The sequence below is a fragment of the Peribacillus sp. TH14 genome, from assembly GCF_016651145.1.
GTDB classification, from domain to species: Bacteria; Bacillota; Bacilli; order Bacillales; family DSM-1321; genus Peribacillus; species Peribacillus butanolivorans.
In genome coordinates, this window is record NZ_JAEKEK010000001.1 from 1,555,847 (window position 1) to 1,577,658 (window position 21,812).

Below are 21,812 nucleotides of genomic sequence, written 5' to 3' on the forward strand. Positions count from 1 at the left end.
CTAGATTAATGGATAATCAATTTATTATCATGTTCCTTTTCAAAGCTTGACAGTTTCATTGAGTCATGATTAGAATGTTTTATATGTTAACCTATATTATTTTTAGTTAACATATAAAAAGGAGAATGGCTATGCACAGTGAAAAACAATTACCTTGTTGGGAAGAAAAAATTAAGAAAGAACTGGCTTATTTAGAAGAGATATCGCAAAAACGTGAACTCGTTTCAACGGAATTCGCCGAGCAGCCATGGCTTATGATCAACGGGTGCAGGATGCTGAATCTAGCTTCTAATAACTATTTAGGATATGCAGGGGATGAGCGGCTGAAAAAGGCTATGGTAGATGCAGTACATACATATGGTGCAGGAGCAACGGCTTCACGTTTAATTATTGGCAATCATCCTCTTTACGAGCAAGTAGAACAAGCTCTTGTCAATTGGAAGAAAGCCGAAGCAGGACTCATTATTAACAGTGGATATAACGCGAACCTTGGAATTATCTCCACCCTGCTGTCCCGTAACGATATTATTTATAGCGATAAATTGAATCATGCAAGCATTGTCGATGGAGCTCTTTTAAGCCGTGCAAAGCATCTACGCTATCGTCATAATGATTTAGATCATTTAGAAGCATTATTGAAAAAATCATCGATGGAAGCACGTAAATTAATCGTGACGGATACGGTCTTCAGCATGGACGGTAACTTTGCTTATCTTGAAGACCTTGTTTGGTTAAAAGAACGTTATAACGCTATGTTAATGACTGATGAAGCACACGGAAGCGGCATCTACGGTAAAAACGGTGAAGGTTATGCCGGTCATCTCCATCTTCAAAATAAAATAGATATCCAAATAGGAACATTCAGTAAAGCGCTCGGTTCATTCGGGGCCTATGTCGTCGGGAAAAAATGGCTCATCGATTATTTTAAAAATAGCATGCGCGGATTCATATATTCAACTGCGCTCCCCCCAGCCATACTCGGTGCTATGAAAACAGCGATAGAACTTGTACAACAAGAACCAGAACGCCGCTCACTGCTCCAAACACATTCAGAACACTTTAGAGAAGAACTCACATATTACGGGTTTAATATTTGTGGAAGTCGATCACAAATTGTTCCTATCGTCATCGGGGAAAACGAAAAAGCGATGGAATTTGCCACACGTTTGCAGAAAGAAGGAATTGCAGCTATTGCTGTCAGGCCGCCGACCGTTCCTGAAAATGAGGCGAGAATCCGTTTTACCGTAACAGCTCTCCACGATATAAAAGATCTTGATTGGGCAGTTGAAAAAGTTTCGATCATTGGAAAAGAAATGGGTGTTATTGAATGAAACAGCCGAATTTAGTCATGCTTCCTGGCTGGGGAATGGAAAAAGATGCGTTTCAACCGTTAATCAAACCGCTGTCAGAAGTATTTCATCTCTCATTCATAGAATGGAGAGATATGAAAACACTAAATGACTTTGAAGAACGAGTCATAGACACAATCGCTTCCATCGATGGTCCTGTTTATTTACTGAGCTGGTCATTAGGAACAATAGTATCACTTGAACTTTCAAGTTCGTTTCGAGAAAAAATAAAAGGTTATATCCTTTTTGGCGCAACAAGTCGGTTTACCACAGGAGATAATTATTCATTTGGCTGGGATCCACGAATGGTCGAGCGCATGAAGAAACAACTGCAGCGCAATAAAGAGAAGACTTTGACTTCTTTCTATGAAGCAATGTTTTCCGAAGCTGAAAAAGAAGAAGGTTTTTATCATCAATTCATCACGACAATTCAAAGCGAGTTTCATGGGGATGACGTATTTTCGCTTCTGATTGGTTTGGATTATCTAATTCAGAAAGATGCTAGATCAAGACTCGACCGGATTGAAGTCCCCTTTATATTGCTTCATGGGAGAGAAGACAAAATTTGCCCACTCGAAGCCTCATCTTTCATTAAAGAAAATCTGGGTGGGAAAGCCGAGGTTCATATTATCGAAGGCGCTGGTCATATTCCATTTTTCACAAAACCACAGGAATGTATGGAGCATATAAAAACATTTATTCAAAAGGAGTACATTCATGATAGATAAACGATTGTTAAGTAAGCGGTTCAGTGAACACGCGAAAACATATGATGCGTATGCCAATGTTCAAAAAAACATGGCGAAACAATTAGTGGATTTGCTCCCTCAAAAAAACAGCAAACAAAGAATTAACATCCTTGAAATTGGCTGCGGCACTGGTTACTTAACGAGGTTACTCGTTAATACATTTCCTAATGCTTCTATTACCGCTGTTGATTTGGCACCAGGAATGGTTGAAGTGGCGAAAGGAATGACAAAGGAAGATCGTGTTACATTTTTATGTACTGATATCGAAGAAATGGCGCTTAATGAAAATTACGACTTGATTATTTCTAATGCAACATTTCAATGGCTGAATAATCTTCCTGCAACTCTTGAAAAATTGATTGCACGATTAACGGCTGAAGGAAGCCTGATATTTTCAACGTTCGGAATCGATACCTTTCAAGAGCTTCATATGTCATATGAACATGCGAAAGAAAAGCTTCAACTTTCCATTGATAGTTCACCAGGCCAAATGTTTTACACACTAGAAGAATTATCCCAAGTTTGTGAAGAAGCACTCCCCTTTTCATCAGCATTTCCAATCGAGATAACAAAAATGGAAAAGCTTGAACTAGAGTACTTTCAGACAGTACGTGAATTTTTCACTTCAATTAAAAAGATTGGTGCAGCTAACAGCAACAAAGAAAACTACTGCCAGCGCCCTTCTTTTTTTCGAGAGTTAATCAACATATACGAAACAAAATACCAAGATGAATCAGGTGTGAAGGCAACCTATCATTGTTTGTTCTTTAATATAAAAAAGCATGCACCCCTACCCTAACACCTTAATCCGAAGATAATGGTCTGGTATACCAGCATAGTATCCTTTTTCTATCTTATAGCCGTTTATAAAATATACTGGGAGATCACCTTTTCCCGTCTTTCCTTACATAATTTAAGTCCGTTCTATAAAGTATTTATATAGACTACTGTTTCCTCTAGAATTCAGGTGCTTACTGTGCATGCATTCGGATTAGTTTTTCATAAATAAGTAGAGCTCATCTTGTTATTGAATTTAACTAAACAAGGTTCCAATTCAAGAAAAATTAGGCCGCCGCTTCTCCAAATTCCTTTGGAGAAGCGGCGGCCTAATTAAAGTTTTTTATTGTGTCTCATTTTACTAGGTCCGTTCAAACCTTGTTCTCTTTTAAAAGAATATTAATATTGTCTTATTATTTTAGGTTCAGTCCAATCGGAATATTTCAGCCTTTATTTCAATTGAAAATTACTCAAATCATCTTAAGATGAAAATGTGTTTACGTTTAACTTTTTCACCCGAAAACCCGGCCATCTGTAATATTGACTACTCGATCACATAAATCTAACATTCTTTCATCATGTGTCACCATAATGGCTGCTTTATTTCTTGACTTCACCTCATGAGCAAGCATTTCAACAACATCCCTGCCTCTTTTGGAATCAAGACTTGCGGTTGGTTCATCCGCTAAAATGATTTCAGGATCATTCATCAACGAACGGGCGATGGCTACACGCTGCCGCTCTCCGCCCGACAGTGCTTCTGGCAAGTGATCTGCCCGATGTCTAAGTCCAAGGTGGCTAAGCAATTCGTCCGCTTTTTTCACAGTTTTTTTATCCCGTTTGCCAATCAGTTCAGAAATGAGCAGAAGCTGATCTCGTACGGTTAGATATGGCACAAGATTCGATGATTGGAATACAAACCCGATCTTTTCAAGGCGCACTCGAGTCAATTCCTTTGAAGATAGTGATGTAATATCCTCATTATTCAAAAGTAAACGTCCTTTACTCGGGGAAAGTAACGCACCGGCTATGGAAAGAAAAGTACTTTTTCCTGAGCCTGATGGACCCACGATGGCGACGAATTCCCCCGCTCTCACATTCAGGGAAATATTATCAAGGGCTGTCACCTTATTATCGCCTTCCCCATAAATCTTACTGACGTTTTCAAATAATAGTTTATCTCCCATCATGATACCCTCCCTATTGCTTCGATCGCATCTATCTTCGCTACTCGATAAAGTGATAGCAGCGAACCCAATACGGATACAACCAAAAGTAACACGGAATATTTAATAACCAAATTGGTACTCAATTCAAATGGCATTCCTTCTGGCATAATTAAAGTGGCGCCATATGTCAGTGCAACACTAATGGCTATGCATGCCACGGCAAGTAGCATAACCTGACCAACGATACTTTTTGCAAGGTAGCTCGTATTAGCTCCAAGTGCCTTAAGTACACCAAATTGATTCGTTTTTTGTAAAGTAATGACATAGAAGAACACTGCCAAAACAAAAGCTGCTATAACAAACAAAAAGGCAATCATCATCGTCAATGTACCCTGTTCCTCTTTGAACCCTGGAATACTCTGAAGTGATTCATCTTTCGATATGAGTGTTACATCACCAGACATTGATTTGCGTACAGCTTCTTCTGCCTTTGAATCCATCTGAACTGCTATAGTGCTAATTGAATTATTGTCTTGATTCTTCAATACAGGATTCATCTCCTGCCATCCCTTAATATTCATGTAAACTACCGGGGAATGGCTGTAAGACTGTTTTTCAGTAAAACCAACAATGGTTAATACTTTTCCTGACAAGTCATCTTTTAATGAATCACCTAATCTATAGCCAAACTCTTTTAAAGAACGATCCGCAACTATTTCACCTTGCTTCTTATTGTCATAGTTCGTTCCTTCTATGATCTTCGGTGCCAATATACCGCTAGCATTGGTCGCAAAAATAGTGACATCCGTTTTTTCCGATGAGCCAACTTTGTTTAAAGTAATCATCATTTGCCCAAGACCTTCGGCTGCTTTAACATCAGATGAAGCCCGGATTTCATCTAGCTTTTCCATGGATATAATTGATCGGTTCAGTTTATTTTTAGAGTCATGCTCCATAACGAAATAGTCGGCCTTCATATTTTGAATGGATGAAGCATTATCTGAAGAAAGTCCATTAGCTAATCCTGAAATGATAAAGACAAGCAAAGCGACCAATACCATAATCAGTCCAATCAGCAGATAACGTAACTTTGAATGCTTTAGTTCACGTATTGCTAAAAACATTATTTCATCTCCCATTCCTTTTATTTACCGATCAAGTCCTACTTCAATCGGTATGTTTTGATTGTAATCAATCAATATGAATGGAAGATGAACGAATGATTACATAAGGGGCAACCGGATATAAAAAGTGGTCCCTTTGCCAAGTTCGCTTTGAACCTCAATCGTTCCGCCATGTAGTTCAACCGTCTTCTTTGTTATCGAAAGTCCTAAGCCACTGCCTGTTTCACTGCGATTTCTCACTTTATCAACTTTATAAAAGCGATCAAGGATATAAGGGAGGTCTTCTTCTGGAATTCCCATACCCGTGTCCGCAATCTTCACTTCTACAAAGCCATCAATTTTCTTGATTTGAATAACAATCGAACTACCGATATCAGAGTATTTAATACTGTTGGTTATCAAGTTAGTCCATACTTGGTTTAATAGTTTCTCATCAGCAGAAATGATGGTTGAAGGTAAATCCATTTCGATCACCATATCTTTTTCCCGCCAATTCCATTCCAGCATGAACATCACTTGCCGTATTTGTTGCGCTAAATCGAAATTTGACCGTTGCAGCGGGTCATCCTCTATATCCAAGGAAGCAAGCATTAGGAGCTGTTTACTCAACAAGGACATGCGCCGGCTCTCTTTTTCAATAATAGACAAGTAATTATTTCTTTGTTCCTTTGTTAATTCCTCCGATTGAAGGGTTTGAGAAAAACCTTGTATAGATGCGAGCGGAGATTGAATTTCATGAGAAACATTTGAAACGAATTCCTGTCTCATATCATCTAACCGCTGGATGCTTTGAGTCATTTTCGAGAAATGCTGTGCCAAATCCCCTATCTCATCGCTTCGGGTTACATTCAATTTACTACTATAATCCCCATCAGCGATTCTCTTTGTGGCTTCTGTTAATTTCGTAATTGGCTTAACAATGAATCGCGTGTTAATGATCACAAATAAGAAACTGAGAAGGAGCGTAAGTACGAGCAAAACAGCAAGGAAAAAGCGGAACTCTCCAAACTGCAGTTCTATATTCGGCCTTACAAACAAGGCATATTTCTCGCCATCCACATTAATTGGTACCCCAACGCTATTGATTAATACATCCTCAAAAAAACCCGTAATAAACAGCCCATTATTATAATTAGCGATCCCTTGATAGGTTTTCCCGTTCAAAACTCCTGAAATCGTGTCTGAATCCAAAGCTGTTTCCCGAAACGGCTCCCCATACAAAGTCCCTTCACCCTGCTCATTAAATAAATACATTTGATAGTGCAATCCTGCAATATGATTTAAATACGCATCAATATCCTGACCTGGATTTTCTTCATATAAGGAGACGATATCACCAGCAACTTTGCTTATCTTCTCACCATTGTGTGGTTTCTGAACCTTATGATAATAGACATTGGAAATTAAAAAAGCGATGACACTGGCAAGTACCATGATCAAAATGGTTTGAATAACTATCCTGAAATAAAGTGTTTTCACTTCTTATTGACCTCCAGTTTATAACCTAAGCCACGGACAGTCGTTATCACAAAATCATCGGTCCGCCCTGCAAAACGTTCCCTTAACCGTTTAATATGGACATCAACAGTCCGATCATCCCCTTCAAAATCAGCACCCCACACCAGTTCAATTAGCTGCTCACGTGTAAAGACCTGATCAGGAAAACTCCCCAGCTGAGCTAGTAGCTCAAATTCCTTAAGCGGCAGGAGCAACGTATTCCCCTTTATTCGCACTTCATAACTTTTACGGTCAATAACCGTTTGATTCAAGGAAATCAATTCAGAATTAACCATGCGATACCTGCGCAAAAGAGCTTTAATTCGAAATAATAGCTCTCGGGGTTCAAATGGCTTGACGAGATAATCATCAGTACCAGCAAAGTACCCCTTTTCTTTATCGATAAGTTGATCTTTAGCTGTCAATAAAATAACCGGTAGATCATATTGATCCCGTATTTCCTTACAAAGATCCAGTCCGTTTTTATATGGCATCATAATATCTACAACAGCAAGATGGATTCGTTCTTTCTCTAGTATTGATGAAGCTTCATTTCCATCCTTTGCTTCGAACACCATGTACCCTTCTTTTTCTAAGTGAAATTTTAATAATTCTCTAATATGACGATCATCATCAGCAATTAATATATGTATCAAAGAAACCACATCTCCACTTCATTTAATAACCCTAGTTATTCTTACAATAGCAATAATTGAGCTTTTAAAACAACCAATACTGATTCGCGCTCTAGAAAACCAGTGGTTACTTTCCTTATAAATTAGTTTGCCAATAATATATAGGCCTATCTAAATAAAAATGGCGAACAAAGTTTTTAAAACCTTGTCCGCTTTTTTATTAAAGTTTATCTTCATAAACATAAGAAGTAGTAAATTGATTCCCAAATGGCTGGTTAGAAACGCATTGATATTTTTTATTACTTAAAAGGGTTTTAAATATTCTGAATATAATTTATAATTGATTTATTTTAAAACATCTAGGAGGTCACTATGGGTTTAGTAGAGAAAATCAGCTCTTTTGCTGGTAAAACGTTTACCTTATGGGTCATTATTTTCGCAATTATTGCGTATATCATGCCTAATCATTTTATATGGATTGGAGCCTATATTGTTCCATTATTAGGAATTGTCATGTTTGGCATGGGACTTACACTATCAACAGCGGATTTTAAAGAAGTTTTCCGTCGACCGAAAGAAGTAGCACTAGGGGTAGCAGGACACTTTATCATTATGCCATTATTAGCGTTTGTATTAGCAATAGGGTTCGATTTACCGAAAGAAGTGGCTGTTGGTGTTATTTTGGTTGGGTGTTGCCCAAGTGGAACAGCATCAAATGTCATGGTGTTTCTTGCGAGAGGAAATGTTGCGCTTGCAGTTGCCATTGCTTCTGTTTCCACTATTCTAGCACCTATCGTAACCCCCCTGCTTATTCTGCTCTTGGCAAGTAAATGGGTTAATATTAGTATTGGATCATTATTTATTTCTATCATTCAAGTGGTGATTATCCCACTGATGCTTGGATTTGTTGTTAAAAAGTTTTTCGGCAAACAAGCAGAGGCTGGTGCAAAGGCTTTGCCTCTAGTATCTGTCATTTCTATTGTTCTGATCGTATCTGCTGTAGTAGCTGGCAGCCAAGCACAGCTGGCTAAAACAGGATTGCTGATTTTTGCAGTAGTCGTTCTTCATAATGTTCTTGGTTTTTTCCTCGGCTTTTTCTTTGCTCGTTTATGCGGGATGGATTTAGCTAAACAGAAAGCAGTTGCAATGGAGGTTGGTATGCAGAATTCCGGTTTAGGTGTAGCAATAGCAACAGCTCATTTCTCGCCTTTGGCCGCGGTACCTAGTGCCATTTTCAGCGTTTGGCATAATATATCAGGCTCCGTTCTAGCCTTTATTTTCAGTCGCATGAAAGATAAAAAAAATGGAGAGAACGCTAAAAATAATTCGATAAAAATAGGCGCATAATAATGTGTATATGATCCAAAAAATCGATAATCTGGAGGGCTTTTTTGACTCTTTTAATTAAATTAGTGGATTAAGCCGATTGAGTAAATCGGCTTTTTTTATTGTGAATTAACTATCTGCATATTGAACATTTCAAGGAAGATAACAAATATTCAACGTGATATATTAATGATTGTAGGGCTGATTCATATTGTGATGCATTTTTAAGGTTCCATTACTTAATAAGTGATATGCTTTTTCCCCTGAATAAATGAACTTACTGCCTTTGTTGGGGGTAATTTTTTGAACTACCTGCTATACTACTAGATAAAAGTAAGACATAAAACTCTTGCTAATGATTTGGATATAGTAATTGAATATCATTTTAAGGATGAGGGAATATAATGTCACCAAAAATAAAATCGTCAAGAAAAATTGCTAGATATTCACTAATTATCATGGGGTTGGGTTATATTGCAACCACTCCATTTCAAGGTTCGTTGCCGTTAGATTTATTACATGGAGGGTTTGAGGCAGGTCTAGTTGGTGGATTAGCAGATTGGTTTGCAGTCACTGCATTATTCCGCCATCCGCTTGGATTACCAATCCCTCATACAGCTCTTTTGCCCAACAATCGTAAAAGAATGACAAATGCACTTGTTTCGATGTTAAAAAATGACTGGCTTTCAAAGGAAAGTATTCAAGACAAAGTAAAACATATTCCTTTTACAGAAAAATTGATCCCTATTTTAGTAAAAGAGATACAAAGTGATGCTTTTAGAAAAGTTCTTATTAAACTTATCAAGCAAATGATTTGTTATATAGATATTGAAAAGATTACACCTTTCGTTGCAAAAAAAATTGAAGCTACACTTTCTAACATAGAAATGAGCAAGCTTCTTCATTTAGTAAGTTCACAGCTACTTAATGAACAATTTGATAGGAAAGCTTTGGATCATGTTTTGAAAAAAGCTGAAGATTGGTTAAGAAAAAAACAAACAAGTCACCAACTAGGCACTGTTTCCATGGATGTACTTAGTAAGATTGAACTAGATGGTATGCTTCAGTTTGCCGTTAAATCCATTCAAAGTCTACTTAACGAAGAGAAACTTGGGAATATCATACAAAACCTTTTATTAAGTGTCGTAAATAATTTACAAAACGAGGAAGAACCAAATAGAGAGGCTTTAATCTTATATATCAGGAAAGAGATACAAGGCATTGACCATAACCGGGAACTGTTAGAAGGAGTTGAAAAATGGAAAAAACAACTTCTAACAAAATGGGAACCTGAAGCAGCAATAATGGGAAGTCTACAACAAATTCAACAAGATGCATTAGATTTCGTTGAAGATAAAAATTTCATGGATACTTATCTTACTCCATTGATTTATCACATACTAGACAACATAAAAGAAAATAGCACCCACATTGATAATTGGATTCAGAAACAAATTACTGTTCTCATTGAAAATAATCATACGCAGATCGGCAATCTTGTACAAGAAAATTTAGATAAGCTAGACAACGAAACTCTAATTGATATGATGGAAAATGGTGTAGGAAAAGATTTACAATGGATTCGTGTGAACGGAGCGGTTTGTGGTTTTATAATAGGGATTATCCTAACAGGTATACAGGCTCTACTTAAGCTGGTATAATTCCGGCGCTGCGACCGATATGGTTTCAGCTTCTTGCAGCTTGCTGCCGTTACCAGATCGAATCCGGTTTCTAGTTTGTTCTTTTGGCACTGATTCTCTCAGTTTCGGACTCGTGCTGATTCGCTGCCTCAGTCGTAATAGCAATGATGATAAGCCCTTAACCTTAAGGGCTTTTTAATGGGGAAATGATTTTGCCAAAGCTAATGAGATTTTGACTAAGAATAACAATATCGTATCTTCTACATTTTTTTGGACGATTTTGATATATTGCTCAAAGACCTTCTTCAGGTTGGTTTCACGATCAATCCACTTCGAGGTGAATTCCAATTGCTTAGTTACGGCAGGATGATTCAGTTTGATTGTCGTCATTAAAACAACCACCCTTTTAAATATGATATTTTACTTTCCAATTGATCAATGACGGCTTCTCCTTTTCCTAAAAGAGCATCCGCTTCATGCGCTATGGTGCCTGCTGCACTCATAGCTTTTTTCTCTATATTCAGCATCGTGGTTTTTCCATTTTTAAACATAAAAAAAAGAGTGCAAGCTGCACCCTCTAAAATTCATACCTTTTTTAATGAATTATCTCAATTCCTTTTCGTCAAATAAATGCGGCGCTTTCACCTTTTTCCCTTTTTTATGATTTGGATTAGGTTTTTTAGCTTCCAATTTAGCTTGGTCATAGACAGCGGTGCCGACAATTTCAGCAACATCTTGAAGCTTTTCTTTTGAGATTTTATCAATGGTATCATCAGGAGTATGATACCAAGGTTCTGATGGACTGTGTATGAATAAAGCAGCGGGAATCCCAGCCTCAGCGAAAGATACATGGTCACTTCGCCCGCCTTGTCCATATGGAGTCGGCTCACCATTCAGTCTTGTACTTGATTCCTGAGCCAGCTCGGTTACAAGGTTCATTTCTCCATCATTAGTCAAAATAACCAAATCCCCAGCGTCCCTGCTTCCTACCATATCTAGGTTGAAGTTAGCAATCGTCCGCTTGATATCTTCATCAGAGAGGTTGTCCACATAATGCTGCGAACCTAGCAATCCATTTTCCTCGGCGCCAAAGGTAACGAAACGAATTTCCGTATCTGTAGGAAGATTCTTCAAAACACGTGCAAGTTCAAGTGTAACGGACGTTCCTGATGCATCGTCATTCGCTCCAGGTGCCCCGGCGACGGAATCATGATGACCTGTGATATAAATGATATCGCTCTTCTTTGCTTTATTGTTCTTGGTTGCTTTTTTTGTGGCCACTACGTTATAAGAGGTTTTTTCTCCAGAATAAGCCCCTTCAATTTTTAATGATGCCGTTAGCTTAACTCCAGCATTCAATTTTTCAAGCAGGGCTTCTCCATCCTTTTTCGTTATCGTGACAGATGGAATATACTTATCATTAGCCCCTCCAAGTGTCCCATTTAATTCCCCATCTGCATTATTGAATAGGATGACACCCGCTGCTCCTTTTTCTGCTGCATTCAATACTTTCTCTGCAAAAGTGAGGCTGCCTCTTTGAATAAGGGCAATCTTCCCTGTAACACCCGCTTTTTCAAGCTCTTCCTTCGTTCCTAAACCGGCGTATACCATTTCACCGGATAGATCACCATTTACTGAATAGGTTAAATGGTTTGATTGGATTTCCCCATCAAATCCGTCAACGGACAGCTCGACCAGATTTGGGTCTGTATAGGATAAAAAACTGAACTCTTCAATATCGGCTTTATAGCCATAAGATTTAAATTGCTTTTTGATGAACTGGACGGCCTTATACTCAGATTCCGTCCCGGCTACTCGAGGTGTTTGTGAAAGGTATTCAATATTCTTGTAGATTTTGTCGACATCGATCCTTTTAACGATTTGCTTGTCTGTGGATGGCGCCTGATGTACTGGAGAAGAATGCGGTGTCGCTAAAGCAGTAGCAGTAGTAGTAGTGGTTCCGGCTGCCCCGAATGTTAATGCTGCGACTAATGATAAGGATAGAAATTGTTTTTTCATAGATTGCCTCCCAGTTTAATAGATTCCCTCCATTATTTTACAATATACAGAAAATTCTAACTAGGTAGGTTTATCCCTATTAATCTGTGCCTTAAGTAACAAATTTACAAATTTAAGAAACTAGCAGGAAATTTGATCTATACCAAAAGTTGTATTTTATTTAATAATTTGTCACATTATATAAAAATTCCTGCGATTCAAACAGGATTTTCGCCTTTCTTCGGGAAAATAGTACAAAGAGAAAATGACTTTAATCAGGGAAGAAGGCGCGAAGATGTCGATAACTAAATTTGTGATGCCGGAAGTTATTTTTGGAAAAGGTTCTATTGAACAAGCTGGCGAGGCTTGCTTGCGGTTGGGTGCCAAAAAGACACTGATAGTTAGTGATTCCGGTGTAGCCAATGCTGGTTGGCTTGATATTGTCATGGAAGCCTGCCAAAATGCGGGGCTTGCTTTTGCCACCTTCATTGAAACGACGACCAATCCGAAAGACAGGGAGATAGAAGCCGGTTGTTTATTTTTTAATGATCATGAATGCGACGCCATCATAGGTGTGGGGGGAGGCAGTGCCTTGGATGTTGCAAAAGGGATCGCCCTTTTGGCAACGAATGGTGGAACCATCAGTGACTATGAAGGGGTTGATAAAGTCCATTCTCCTCTACCCCCTATGGTGATGATCATGACCACTGCCGGATCGGGTTCGGAAGTCTCACAGTTTTCTGTGATTGTCGATTCGTTCCGGGAGAAAAAAATGACGATCATTTCAAAATCCCTCGTTCCTGATATTGCGATTGTTGACCCGGCTACCTTAACGACCTTAGAAGCAGATTTGACCGCCGCTACTGGAATGGATGTTTTGACACACGCCATTGAATCTTATGTATCTATCGCTGCAACACCTTTGACCGATGTACAAGCCAAAAACGCCTTGTCCATTGTTTCCCGTTACCTACGCCCTTCCGTTGCGTCTAAACATAATGAGGAAGCAAAAGAAGCGATGGCGATGGCCAGCCTGCAAGCCGGTCTTGCCTTTTCCAATGCCATATTGGGAGCAGCCCATGCAATTTCACATGCCATTGGCGGAAAGTACCTGCTTCCGCATGGTGAAATCAATGCTATCCTTCTTCCCCATGTCATGGACTTCAACCGAATTGCGGCCCCGAAGCGATTCAGCCAAATAGCAGAGATCATGGGGATTGATACGAGAGCTTTAACTGAGCAGCAAGCCGGCACCGCTGCCGTACACTTTGTAAGGGACTTGTCCCAGGATATCGGGACACCCAGGAGCCTAGGTGACGTGGGCATTACCAAAGACATGATTGATACAATAGGAATGACCGCCCTCGAGGATGCCTGCATGATTACGAACCCTCGGGATATGTCATTAGAACAGATTAGGCAGTTGCTCCTTACAGCCCTATAAGAGGTGAAAACATGAACAAATCTGAGTTGATCGATTTAATGACAGGCGTTAAGTCTTCGAAAAAAACATATTACACGGAACTTAAGAAAACCGTGGATCAGTTGAAGAAGAAAAATATGCAGCTTGAAATTATGAACGATATCACTAAAAACATGAATATAGACATGGATATTCACGAAATTCTCCGAAATGTTATCTCAAAACTCAAGCACCTAATTACATTCGATGACAGTCATTTTGTCATTTTATACGAAGAAGAACCAACTCTTCTCCATATTTGTCCTAATGGCCAATGCGAGCTTGAAATTGAATCCAACAACCTATTACACCCTTTTCAGGACTTCTCATCTGCCTTGAAAGACGAACAATCCATTCAGGTGGAAATCAAAATGCTACAAGACTTCCCGGAAAAAAAAAGACTGCTATCTCTTGAGATTGAAACGCTTCTATTGGTGCCCCTGTATGGGAAAAATAAAAAAATAGGGGTTTGGACCTTCGGCAGAAAGAAAAAGAAAACGTGGCATAAAGATGAGTTGGATTTTCTTGAGCAACTTTCCAACCAGCTTGCACTGACTTTGGAGAATGCCCAGCTCTATAAAGAAGTTCTCCATTCCAAACAAGAATGGGAGGATACCTTTAAGGCCGTCGAAGATATGATCATCGTCTTTGATCGCCAAGGAGAAGTCTACCAATCAAATGATGCAGCCAGAGCTTTTTTTGACTTAAGTCCTTTAATTGAGAAATCTCAGACACTGATTCAAGAGACCTTTGTACAGGATAAGCCAGGGTTTCAAGAAATTTTGCTTCAGCCTGAAGCGATCTTGGAAATGCATGCCTATCCGATTCAAAATAAGGATCAACAGGTCTATGGAGTCATTGCTTATTATAAAAATGTCACCGAGAGAAGACAGATGGAAGCTCAATTGTTACATGCAGGCAAGCTCGGAGCCATCGGCGAAATGGCAGCTGGAGTTGCCCATGAATTGAATAGCCCATTAACGGCCATTCTTGGAAACTCACAGCTTTTATTACGGAACACTTTACCAGACAACGAAGATTATATGCTTCTAAACGATATTAAAAATTGCGGCGACCGGTGCAGGCAAATCGTGAAAAGCTTACTTACCTTTTCCCGTCAAGATGAATATAGATTCCACTATTACTCTATTAACGAGGCCATACATCAGGTAATGAACCTTCTGAAGTTTCAACTAGGGAAGAAACAAATTTCCCTTCATCTTTCCCTTCAGGAAGATCTTCCTTTCATAAAGGGAAGCCAGCCTCAGATAGAACAAATAATCATCAACTTGCTATTGAATGCCAAGGATGCATTGGATGATTGTGATATATCGGAAAAATCCATTACGATTCATACCTATTCTGAAGAAGAATTCATGGTGGTGAAGGTTGCTGATAACGGGGCTGGGATTGAAGCAGAGCGGCTGCCGCTCATTTTTCATCCTTTTCATACGACTAAGGACCGTGAAAAAGGTACAGGCCTAGGATTATCTGTGAGCCTTGGCATTGCGAAAGACCATGGAGGCAAAATTGACGTAATAAGCGCACCTGGAAAAGGAAGTGTATTTTTCCTGAGGCTTCCCTTGCAGCCAGAAGATGAAAGGAGATGATGAGATGATTAATTTACTTGTGGTAGACGATGAAAAAGAAGTTGGTACCTTTTTATCCCGCCTTTTTTCGATGAAAGGATATCACGTACAGGTCGTGAACAGTGGAAAGGAATTTCACCAAATAGATTTTAATCAGCAGCGCTTTGATGCCGCGATGATAGACCTAAAGCTTCCAGATTGTGATGGCCTTTCTCTCCTGCAGCATCTGAAACAAAAACAACCGCTTTGCAAGGCACTGATTATGACCGGATACAGCACAGTCAAGACCGCTGTCGAGGCAATGAAACTTGGAGCGAGTGATTATATGGAAAAACCCTTTGTGGATATTGAAGTATTGGAAAAGCAACTTGACAACCTATTGAATGAAAACGACGATTTGAATCAACATTTTATCCATAACCTTGCCAAAGAGTCGGGTCTCATTGTAGGAGAAAGTTTATTAATGAAGGAACTGATTGAAATGGCTTTCAAAGTGGCTCAAAAATCCGTCAATGTCTTGATCGAGGGAGAAACAGGGAGTGGCAAAGAAGTACTTTCCCGTTTCATTCACTCAGCAAGCCCACGAAGCCACGAGCCCTTTATTGGTATTAATTGTGGAGCAATCTCGGAATCCCTTCTCGAAAGCGAATTATTTGGGCATGAAAAAGGGGCCTTCACCGGAGCAACCCAACAACGAAAAGGTTTCTTTGAAATTGCAGGGAATGGCACCCTTTTCCTCGATGAAATTGCCGACGCGAGTCCGGCCATACAAGTCAAATTGCTTCGAGTTTTGGAAACACGGGAATTTATGCGTGTCGGAAGTAGCGGGACATTAAGAACAAATGCCCGCTTAGTAGCCGCCTCCAATGAAAGTCTGCAGCAGGCAGTTGAAAAAAACAAATTCCGGGAAGACCTATTTTATCGACTGAACGTCGTCACTCTTGATATCCCCGCCTTGCGTAACAGAAAAGAAGATATTCCCCTCCTTGTCCGACATTTGGTTGAAAGAACTGGCCAGGCAGATATCTCCTTTTCCAATGAAGCTATTGAAAAATTACAGCAATACGACTGGCCCGGTAATATACGCGAATTATCTAATGTAATCATGCGAACTCTCACTCTTGCTGACCATAAACAGGAAATCTCGGCAAATGATCTCCTTCTATCTACCAACCAGGTTATTCCAATAAAAAAAGACCCGCCGAATGCGAATCAGTCGACTGAAAATCATCTCGAAGAATGGCGTAAACAGCTGGTTGCCGACTTTAATGAGAAAGATGAACTAATGCTCGAGGAAATCCTTAAGGAAATCAAACAACTCGAATCTACAATTGGCAAAGAACTCGTCATGCAGGCACTTCAAAAAACCTATGGAAACCGAAATGAAGCGGCCAAGCGTTTGCAGATCTCCATGAGAAAATTGCGATATATATTAAATGAGAAGAATCAGACATAATCTAATTATAGAATTCTTATAAGCTACCTAGAACAAACGAGGGTGCCCGATTTTAGGACTCCCTCGTTTGTTTATTTCTATTCTAAAGTTAATACGATTCTTCCGTTGATTTCGCCCTTTTCCATCATTTGAAACACGTCGTTGATTTCATCAAGCGTTCTCGTTTCAATATTCGTCCTTACTTTGCCATCAGCCGCAAATTGAACAGCTTCTTGTAGATCTTTTCTTGTACCAACGATTGACCCTTTTACAGTCACCCCATTTAGTACCGTATCAAAAATTGGAATTGGAAGTTCGTCATTCGGCAATCCGACAACGACCAATGTTCCACCCCTTTTAACTGAACTGTAAGCCTGTTCGAAAGCTTTTTTCGTAACCGCTACAGAAATGGCCGCTTGTACTCCACCAACTTTTTCCTTAATGGCTTGTACAGGATCGCTCTTAAGACCATTAACCGTGAAATCTGCTCCTAATTCTGTAGCCAGATCAAGCTTATCATCTTGAATATCAACGGCAATGACATTAAAGCCCATAGCTTTCGCGTATTGAAGAGCAACATGACCCAATCCACCAATTCCATAGATTGCTACCCAATCTCCAGGTTTAGCTTCTGACACTTTAAGCGCTTTATAAGTCGTTACACCAGCACAGAAAATCGGTGAAACTTCCGCAAAGTCAAGACCTTCAGGAACCTTGACCACATATTTTGCTGGCGCTTTGCAATATTCCGCATAACCGCCATCCACAGAATATCCTGCATTCAATTGATCCAGGCAAAGCGTTTCCCGTCCAGTCAGACAGTATTCACAATCGCCACATGCCGAGTAAAGCCATGGAATCCCAACGCGGTCACCAACCTTTAATGTAGTAACGCCTTCTGCCACCTTCTCAATAATGCCTACTCCCTCATGTCCAGGAATAAGCGGCAGCTTCGGTTTTACCGGCCAATCACCATGTACCGCATGTAAATCGGTATGACACACGCCACATGCTTTAATTTTCACTAATATCTCACCATATTCTAATTCAGGGATTGGTACATCTTTAATCTCAAGCTCTTGATTAAATTCATTGACGACCGCCGCCTTCATTGTCTTAACGTCTTGTATTTTTTTTGCATCCGCAGTACTTGCCCCTTGTCTTACATTCATGATTCATATTCCTCCCTTTTTTAAGTGGATATTTCTCACTTCCATTTATTTATGATGCAAGTGCCATGCCAGAAGAATAAAGCCCGGACAACAGTCTTTTCATAAAAAAATGCCGAAAAGTCGGCCCATTTTGACAAAAATGCGGCTCAATCTGGACGAAACCTGGTTTGTATATTGCTGACCAAATAGCTCACCCTATAAATAGGAGGTGTCCAAGCATGGACCAATTTGAAAAAGCATATGAATCCTACAAACAGCAGGGAACCCCACAAGTAAACCAACATGATACAACTGGAAAAGAAGAAATTATCGCAGTACGAAAAAATGAAGATGACAATATTATTGCCATCAAAACAAATTCTGGGCGGGAGCTTGACTATCCCACCGCTCTTTCGGAAGCTAAGGCAGGCAACCTCGCCAATGTTGATGTCTTCCATAAATATGGCCGTGACATATTGCGGAGTGAGCCCGATGGGGTAAAGGAAAATAACCTGGATGAACTACCGGAGTTCTAACTATTTGAAGAAGCTGCCTCACGTATGGGCAGTTTTTTCTGTCAGGGGGTTAAACAAAAAGGAACCAGCATAGTAGCTGGTTCTCCTTAATTCCAGTTCGTCTTGAGGATGCTTTACAGCTCTGCTTTAAAAATTGCAGAGTTATTTGAAGTATGGTCTACCTAAAACGTCTCTCACCATCATTTTATTTTTCATACCGATAGGATTCAGAGATTTCGAGCAGTTGGCCACAGGATTCCACCACTTCGATGATTTCTATCCAGGACATGTCCAACCCAAGTTCATTAGCATGAGAAATCTTATCCCGTAATTTTCGAATGGCATTCGCATCTTTCTTTCCTTTACTTTTAGAAGGAATTTGGAAGAAGAACCTCAATTCCTGATCTTTATGAATGATATCGAATTTATCACTGATTTGCAGACACTCTATTAAATTGATATCCTCATTTTTATCGATTCTCCTCCTATATAATTCGGTAGCCTTTTCTAAACGATCTCCGCTGATCATTGGATACCAACTGTCATCCCCGAATTTATCCATGATGATATCGCTCATCCTCATTTCCAAAAGGGTAATATATCCAAAAATCAGCATTCTGATTGGAGGCTTTTGAAGGTCAGCGTGGGTAATCAACTTTTTAATTGAATTATTCTCTAACACGAACACCCTCGTTTTATTCTTAAAAATATGAAGAAGTTGAATCAAAGGGGTTGAGTCCGAAACCAATTCTCTTGGTGTAAAACATTTCAAATACTCCGCAATCTTACCTTCACCAAGTTCTTGCCTTTCGATATATCCGATAATTTCCCCTTGATCCTCTACCGCCAATATATCGAAATTCTTTTTTTCCAATTCTTTTTGTATCCCCAGTGCTAAATCGTTTTTATGGCAAAACTCAAGTTCCTGGGCAATGCTCTTAACCGTGATATTTTCTTCATAAAGAGTTTTAAGACTGAGGTAACTGCTATTGTTTTTTTTATAGCTTTCATTGAACATCTTTTACCCTCCACTTACGAACTTTCTGAACGATTTGCCTATGCGCCATGTTGAACAAACCTCCCCTAATTAGACCGTTAATTTACATCTGCGGTCAACTTTTCAGAAGAAAATGGGAGCAAACCTATTCGGAACAAGTTAAAAGCTTATAACTAAAAACCCAGTAATAAAAAGGGAACAGGTAATGTCTCTCGTTATCAACAAATAAAGTCCACCCAAGTGGACTCATTTCCATTCTATGTGGTTCTTTTTGGTACGATAAATCAAAATCCATCAACTGCCTTACCTACTGCTGCTTCCTCATTCTGCTCTTCTTCCCATGCCTTACAAACATCAACCCAATCCTTTGCTCCTGAATATTCAAATAATTCAGCAAGTTTAAGTTCTATTGCAGAGTTCGCACTTCCGCATGCTGGGAATAAAGACTCAAAGCGCTTCATCGACACATCAAGGAAAACATCTAGGTCATTTGCCAACCCAAACGGGCAGACTCCTCCAATGGCATGACCAGTCTGCTCAAGCACATCCTCAGCTGACAGCATTCGTGCCTTGAAACCGAACGTCTGACGAAATTTCTTATTATCCACTTTTGCGTCCCCTGCGGCAACAACCAAAATCGCATGCTCACCTTCCCCCTTAAAGGAAAGAGTCTTAGCAATTAGCGCTGGAATAACACCGATGGTTTCTGCTGCTTCAATCACCGTAGCACTCGATGTTTCGAACTCCATTACATCGCCTTCCCGATTCCATTTTTTAAAATGGCTCTTGACACTCTCGATCGACATATTATATCCACTCCTTTGAAGTACATGTAAAAATAATATCATCCTTTATTGCAATAAATCAAAATCATTGAGACATCCACAGCTTGAAACCTTATTATTTTGAAACCATTCTTTACAAATTGACGAAACAAGCTTACATGGGATACTATTAATCATTGGGCAAACGCCTAACCGTGGTTCGTAACCATCCCACGATAAAAAACTAGGGAGAGATTAAAATGAATGTTCGTACACTTGTGATAAACGGGTTATTGGCTGCCTTGTATGTGGCGGTCTCATTGGTGTTTAAACCAATAGCTTTTGAGATGTTTCAATTTCGTGTACCGGAAATGTTGAATCATCTGATTGTATTCAATAAAAAATATATCTACGGCATAGTGGGCGGCGTTTTCATATCGAATCTGCTCTTTTCGCCGATGGTGCCGTATGATTTGATTTTTGGGGTAGGGCAATCCGTGCTCGCCTTATTGCTTGTCATTTTTGTATCTCGGTTCATAAAAAGCATTAAAGGACGAATGATCGCCACGATTATCTTTTTCACATTCACAATGTTTTTAATTGCAATTGAACTGAACCTTGCCTTTGGCTTACCTTTCTGGTTTAGCTGGATGACCACGGCTGTCGGTGAGTGCGTTGTCCTCTTGATTGGTGCGCCAATCATTTATGGAATGAACAAAAGAATTCAGTTTGAAAAGTGGCTATAAAGGAATCTTTGCGTCGTTAGCCCACTATAATGGAAAAGAGCTGTCTGCTTCATGCGGAAGCTCTTTTTTTCACCATTGAACCTGAAGATGATAAACTATTAGAATGAATGGTGGTGACCTTTTGAAAAAAATACTGACCTTAATCGGTCTACTGGTAATAGTAATATTTATCGTTTCCAATGCAGAATTGTTCACCATGGTTTGGAAAAGTGATTTGGATTCAGTTATAACCATATTGACAGAAAACCTTTTGCTTACTTTTGTTGTGACATTTGTGTTGATGATTGTCCAAAATTCTTTTACCATTATACCCTTAATTTTACTCCTAACCATCAATGTCGCGATATTTGGATTCATATATGGGTACCTATGGAGTTGGGTTACAAGTGTCGTTGCATCAGGATTCATTTTTTATGCAGCCAGGAACTGGTTTCAGGCACCTCTCTTAAAGAAAATGGGCCCAAAATGGAAAGAATCCGTTGTAGAGCATGGCTTTATGTACGTGTTTACCGGAAGGATATTCCCACTCATACCAACAAGTTTAATTAACTTGGCAGCAGGAGTCAGTTCTGTAACCTTCAAGGATTTTTTATTAGCGACCGCACTCGGCAATCTTATATACTTTTTCTTTCTATCCTTAATCCCTTATGGTCTCCTATCTGTGGAAATGAACCAATATACACTAGCTGTACTCGCCTTCCTCTTCTTACTATTTTTCCTTATCTATAAACGCTTTAAGAAGAAAAAGAAAGTAACCTTCTTCAGGAAAAACAGGTGACTGTTAGGGTTCCTGTTTTTTTATTTATGATTCTGCATATATTTTTCTTTGATAGTTTGTTAAAATGTGTATGTATTTTTAACCTTTGAAATGTCGTAAATCAGGGAGAAT

General features: G+C 39.4%; 21 protein-coding genes and 1 riboswitch. Of the genes, 11 read left to right on the forward strand and 10 right to left on the reverse strand.

The annotated features are described in order from the left end of the window. Positions 1-131: 131 nt before the first annotated feature. From bioF to bioC, 3 genes are read left to right on the forward strand one after another with little or no spacing between them, the layout of a single operon-like run. Positions 132-1,331: an 8-amino-7-oxononanoate synthase gene (gene bioF, locus JFU50_RS07595; RefSeq protein WP_201222312.1), complete on the forward strand. Its 1,200-nt coding sequence runs from the start codon at positions 132-134 to the stop codon at positions 1,329-1,331. After that, positions 1,328-2,077, forward strand: a complete 750-nt coding sequence (locus JFU50_RS07600) for an alpha/beta fold hydrolase (RefSeq protein WP_201222314.1) — start codon at positions 1,328-1,330, stop codon at positions 2,075-2,077. Before bioF ends, JFU50_RS07600 begins: the two co-directional genes overlap by 4 nt. Next, entirely contained in the window at positions 2,067-2,897 is an 831-nt protein-coding gene (bioC, locus tag JFU50_RS07605; RefSeq protein ID WP_201222316.1) for a malonyl-ACP O-methyltransferase BioC, read from the forward strand. Before JFU50_RS07600 ends, bioC begins: the two co-directional genes overlap by 11 nt. A 490-nt stretch (positions 2,898-3,387) precedes the next feature. Here the strand turns inward: bioC and JFU50_RS07610 are convergent, their stop codons facing one another. The 4 genes from JFU50_RS07610 to JFU50_RS07625 all read right to left on the reverse strand — a co-directional run bounded on the left by JFU50_RS07610 (position 3,388) and on the right by JFU50_RS07625 (position 7,321). Then, positions 3,388-4,065 (reverse strand): ABC transporter ATP-binding protein, encoded by a 678-nt coding sequence (locus tag JFU50_RS07610; RefSeq protein ID WP_201183163.1) that lies wholly within the window; start codon positions 4,063-4,065, stop codon positions 3,388-3,390. Next, positions 4,062-5,168 (reverse strand): ABC transporter permease, encoded by a 1,107-nt coding sequence (locus JFU50_RS07615; protein WP_201222318.1) that lies wholly within the window; start codon positions 5,166-5,168, stop codon positions 4,062-4,064. Before JFU50_RS07615 ends, JFU50_RS07610 begins: the two co-directional genes overlap by 4 nt. Before the next feature lie 99 nt (positions 5,169-5,267). After that, positions 5,268-6,647 carry a sensor histidine kinase gene (locus JFU50_RS07620; RefSeq protein ID WP_201183167.1) on the reverse strand — a complete coding sequence of 460 codons (1,380 nt, stop codon included), beginning with the start codon at positions 6,645-6,647 and terminating at the stop codon, positions 5,268-5,270. Next, positions 6,644-7,321 (reverse strand): response regulator transcription factor, encoded by a 678-nt coding sequence (locus JFU50_RS07625; RefSeq protein WP_201222320.1) that lies wholly within the window; start codon positions 7,319-7,321, stop codon positions 6,644-6,646. The genes JFU50_RS07620 and JFU50_RS07625 overlap by 4 nt, the downstream gene beginning before the upstream one ends. 351 nt (positions 7,322-7,672) lie before the next feature. On the opposite strand from JFU50_RS07625, the gene JFU50_RS07630 reads away from it, so the two are divergent. Next, entirely contained in the window at positions 7,673-8,647 is a 975-nt protein-coding gene (locus JFU50_RS07630) for a bile acid:sodium symporter family protein (RefSeq protein ID WP_201183171.1), read from the forward strand. A gap of 383 nt (positions 8,648-9,030) precedes the next feature. Beyond that, positions 9,031-10,287, forward strand: a complete 1,257-nt coding sequence (locus JFU50_RS07635; protein ID WP_201222321.1) for a DUF445 domain-containing protein — start codon at positions 9,031-9,033, stop codon at positions 10,285-10,287. A gap of 174 nt (positions 10,288-10,461) precedes the next feature. On the opposite strand, the gene JFU50_RS07640 is transcribed toward JFU50_RS07635, so the two are convergent. The 3 genes from JFU50_RS07640 to JFU50_RS07650 are packed head-to-tail and all read right to left on the reverse strand — an operon-like array spanning position 10,462 to position 12,285. Next, positions 10,462-10,656, reverse strand: a complete 195-nt coding sequence (locus JFU50_RS07640) for a DUF5344 family protein (RefSeq protein ID WP_201183175.1) — start codon at positions 10,654-10,656, stop codon at positions 10,462-10,464. Further along, positions 10,656-10,817, reverse strand: a complete 162-nt coding sequence (locus tag JFU50_RS07645) for a hypothetical protein (RefSeq protein WP_201183177.1) — start codon at positions 10,815-10,817, stop codon at positions 10,656-10,658. The genes JFU50_RS07640 and JFU50_RS07645 overlap by 1 nt, the downstream gene beginning before the upstream one ends. A gap of 52 nt (positions 10,818-10,869) precedes the next feature. Next, positions 10,870-12,285 carry a M28 family peptidase gene (locus JFU50_RS07650; protein ID WP_201222322.1) on the reverse strand — a complete coding sequence of 472 codons (1,416 nt, stop codon included), beginning with the start codon at positions 12,283-12,285 and terminating at the stop codon, positions 10,870-10,872. Positions 12,286-12,559: 274 nt separating this feature from the next. Here JFU50_RS07650 and JFU50_RS07655 point away from each other — a divergent pair, with 274 nt between their 5' ends. Genes JFU50_RS07655 through JFU50_RS07665 form a run of 3 tightly spaced genes read left to right on the forward strand, consistent with a single transcriptional unit; the run spans position 12,560 to position 16,771 of the window. Further along, positions 12,560-13,708, forward strand: a complete 1,149-nt coding sequence (locus JFU50_RS07655; RefSeq protein WP_098176995.1) for an iron-containing alcohol dehydrogenase — start codon at positions 12,560-12,562, stop codon at positions 13,706-13,708. 11 nt (positions 13,709-13,719) lie between these two features. Continuing rightward, positions 13,720-15,336: a sensor histidine kinase gene (locus JFU50_RS07660; RefSeq protein ID WP_201222323.1), complete on the forward strand. Its 1,617-nt coding sequence runs from the start codon at positions 13,720-13,722 to the stop codon at positions 15,334-15,336. A 4-nt stretch (positions 15,337-15,340) separates the two neighbouring features. Beyond that, positions 15,341-16,771 carry a sigma-54-dependent transcriptional regulator gene (locus JFU50_RS07665; RefSeq protein ID WP_201222324.1) on the forward strand — a complete coding sequence of 477 codons (1,431 nt, stop codon included), beginning with the start codon at positions 15,341-15,343 and terminating at the stop codon, positions 16,769-16,771. A gap of 77 nt (positions 16,772-16,848) precedes the next feature. Here JFU50_RS07665 and adhP read toward each other — a convergent pair whose 3' ends face one another. Next, the gene (gene adhP, locus JFU50_RS07670) at positions 16,849-17,862 is read right to left on the reverse strand and encodes an alcohol dehydrogenase AdhP (RefSeq protein WP_053347932.1); all 1,014 of its coding nucleotides are present in this window, start codon (positions 17,860-17,862) and stop codon (positions 16,849-16,851) included. 278 nt (positions 17,863-18,140) lie between these two features. Here adhP and JFU50_RS07675 point away from each other — a divergent pair, with 278 nt between their 5' ends. Further along, positions 18,141-18,437 carry a DUF3892 domain-containing protein gene (locus tag JFU50_RS07675; RefSeq protein ID WP_053344256.1) on the forward strand — a complete coding sequence of 99 codons (297 nt, stop codon included), beginning with the start codon at positions 18,141-18,143 and terminating at the stop codon, positions 18,435-18,437. Between the two features lie 184 nt (positions 18,438-18,621). Here the strand turns inward: JFU50_RS07675 and JFU50_RS07680 are convergent, their stop codons facing one another. Beyond that, entirely contained in the window at positions 18,622-19,434 is an 813-nt protein-coding gene (locus tag JFU50_RS07680) for a hypothetical protein (RefSeq protein ID WP_056522703.1), read from the reverse strand. A gap of 263 nt (positions 19,435-19,697) precedes the next feature. Next, entirely contained in the window at positions 19,698-20,219 is a 522-nt protein-coding gene (locus JFU50_RS07685) for a YbaK/EbsC family protein (RefSeq protein WP_201222325.1), read from the reverse strand. Between the two features lie 167 nt (positions 20,220-20,386). Next, a riboswitch (PreQ1 riboswitch) is annotated at positions 20,387-20,431 on the forward strand. 6 nt (positions 20,432-20,437) lie between these two features. On the opposite strand from JFU50_RS07685, the gene JFU50_RS07690 reads away from it, so the two are divergent. Both JFU50_RS07690 and JFU50_RS07695 read left to right on the forward strand, forming a co-directional pair. Continuing rightward, positions 20,438-20,923 (forward strand): QueT transporter family protein, encoded by a 486-nt coding sequence (locus JFU50_RS07690; RefSeq protein WP_201183186.1) that lies wholly within the window; start codon positions 20,438-20,440, stop codon positions 20,921-20,923. 121 nt (positions 20,924-21,044) lie between these two features. After that, complete coding sequence (locus tag JFU50_RS07695; RefSeq protein WP_201183188.1) at positions 21,045-21,701, forward strand: TVP38/TMEM64 family protein; 657 nt, start codon at positions 21,045-21,047, stop codon at positions 21,699-21,701. The last annotated feature ends 111 nt before the right edge of the window (positions 21,702-21,812 follow it).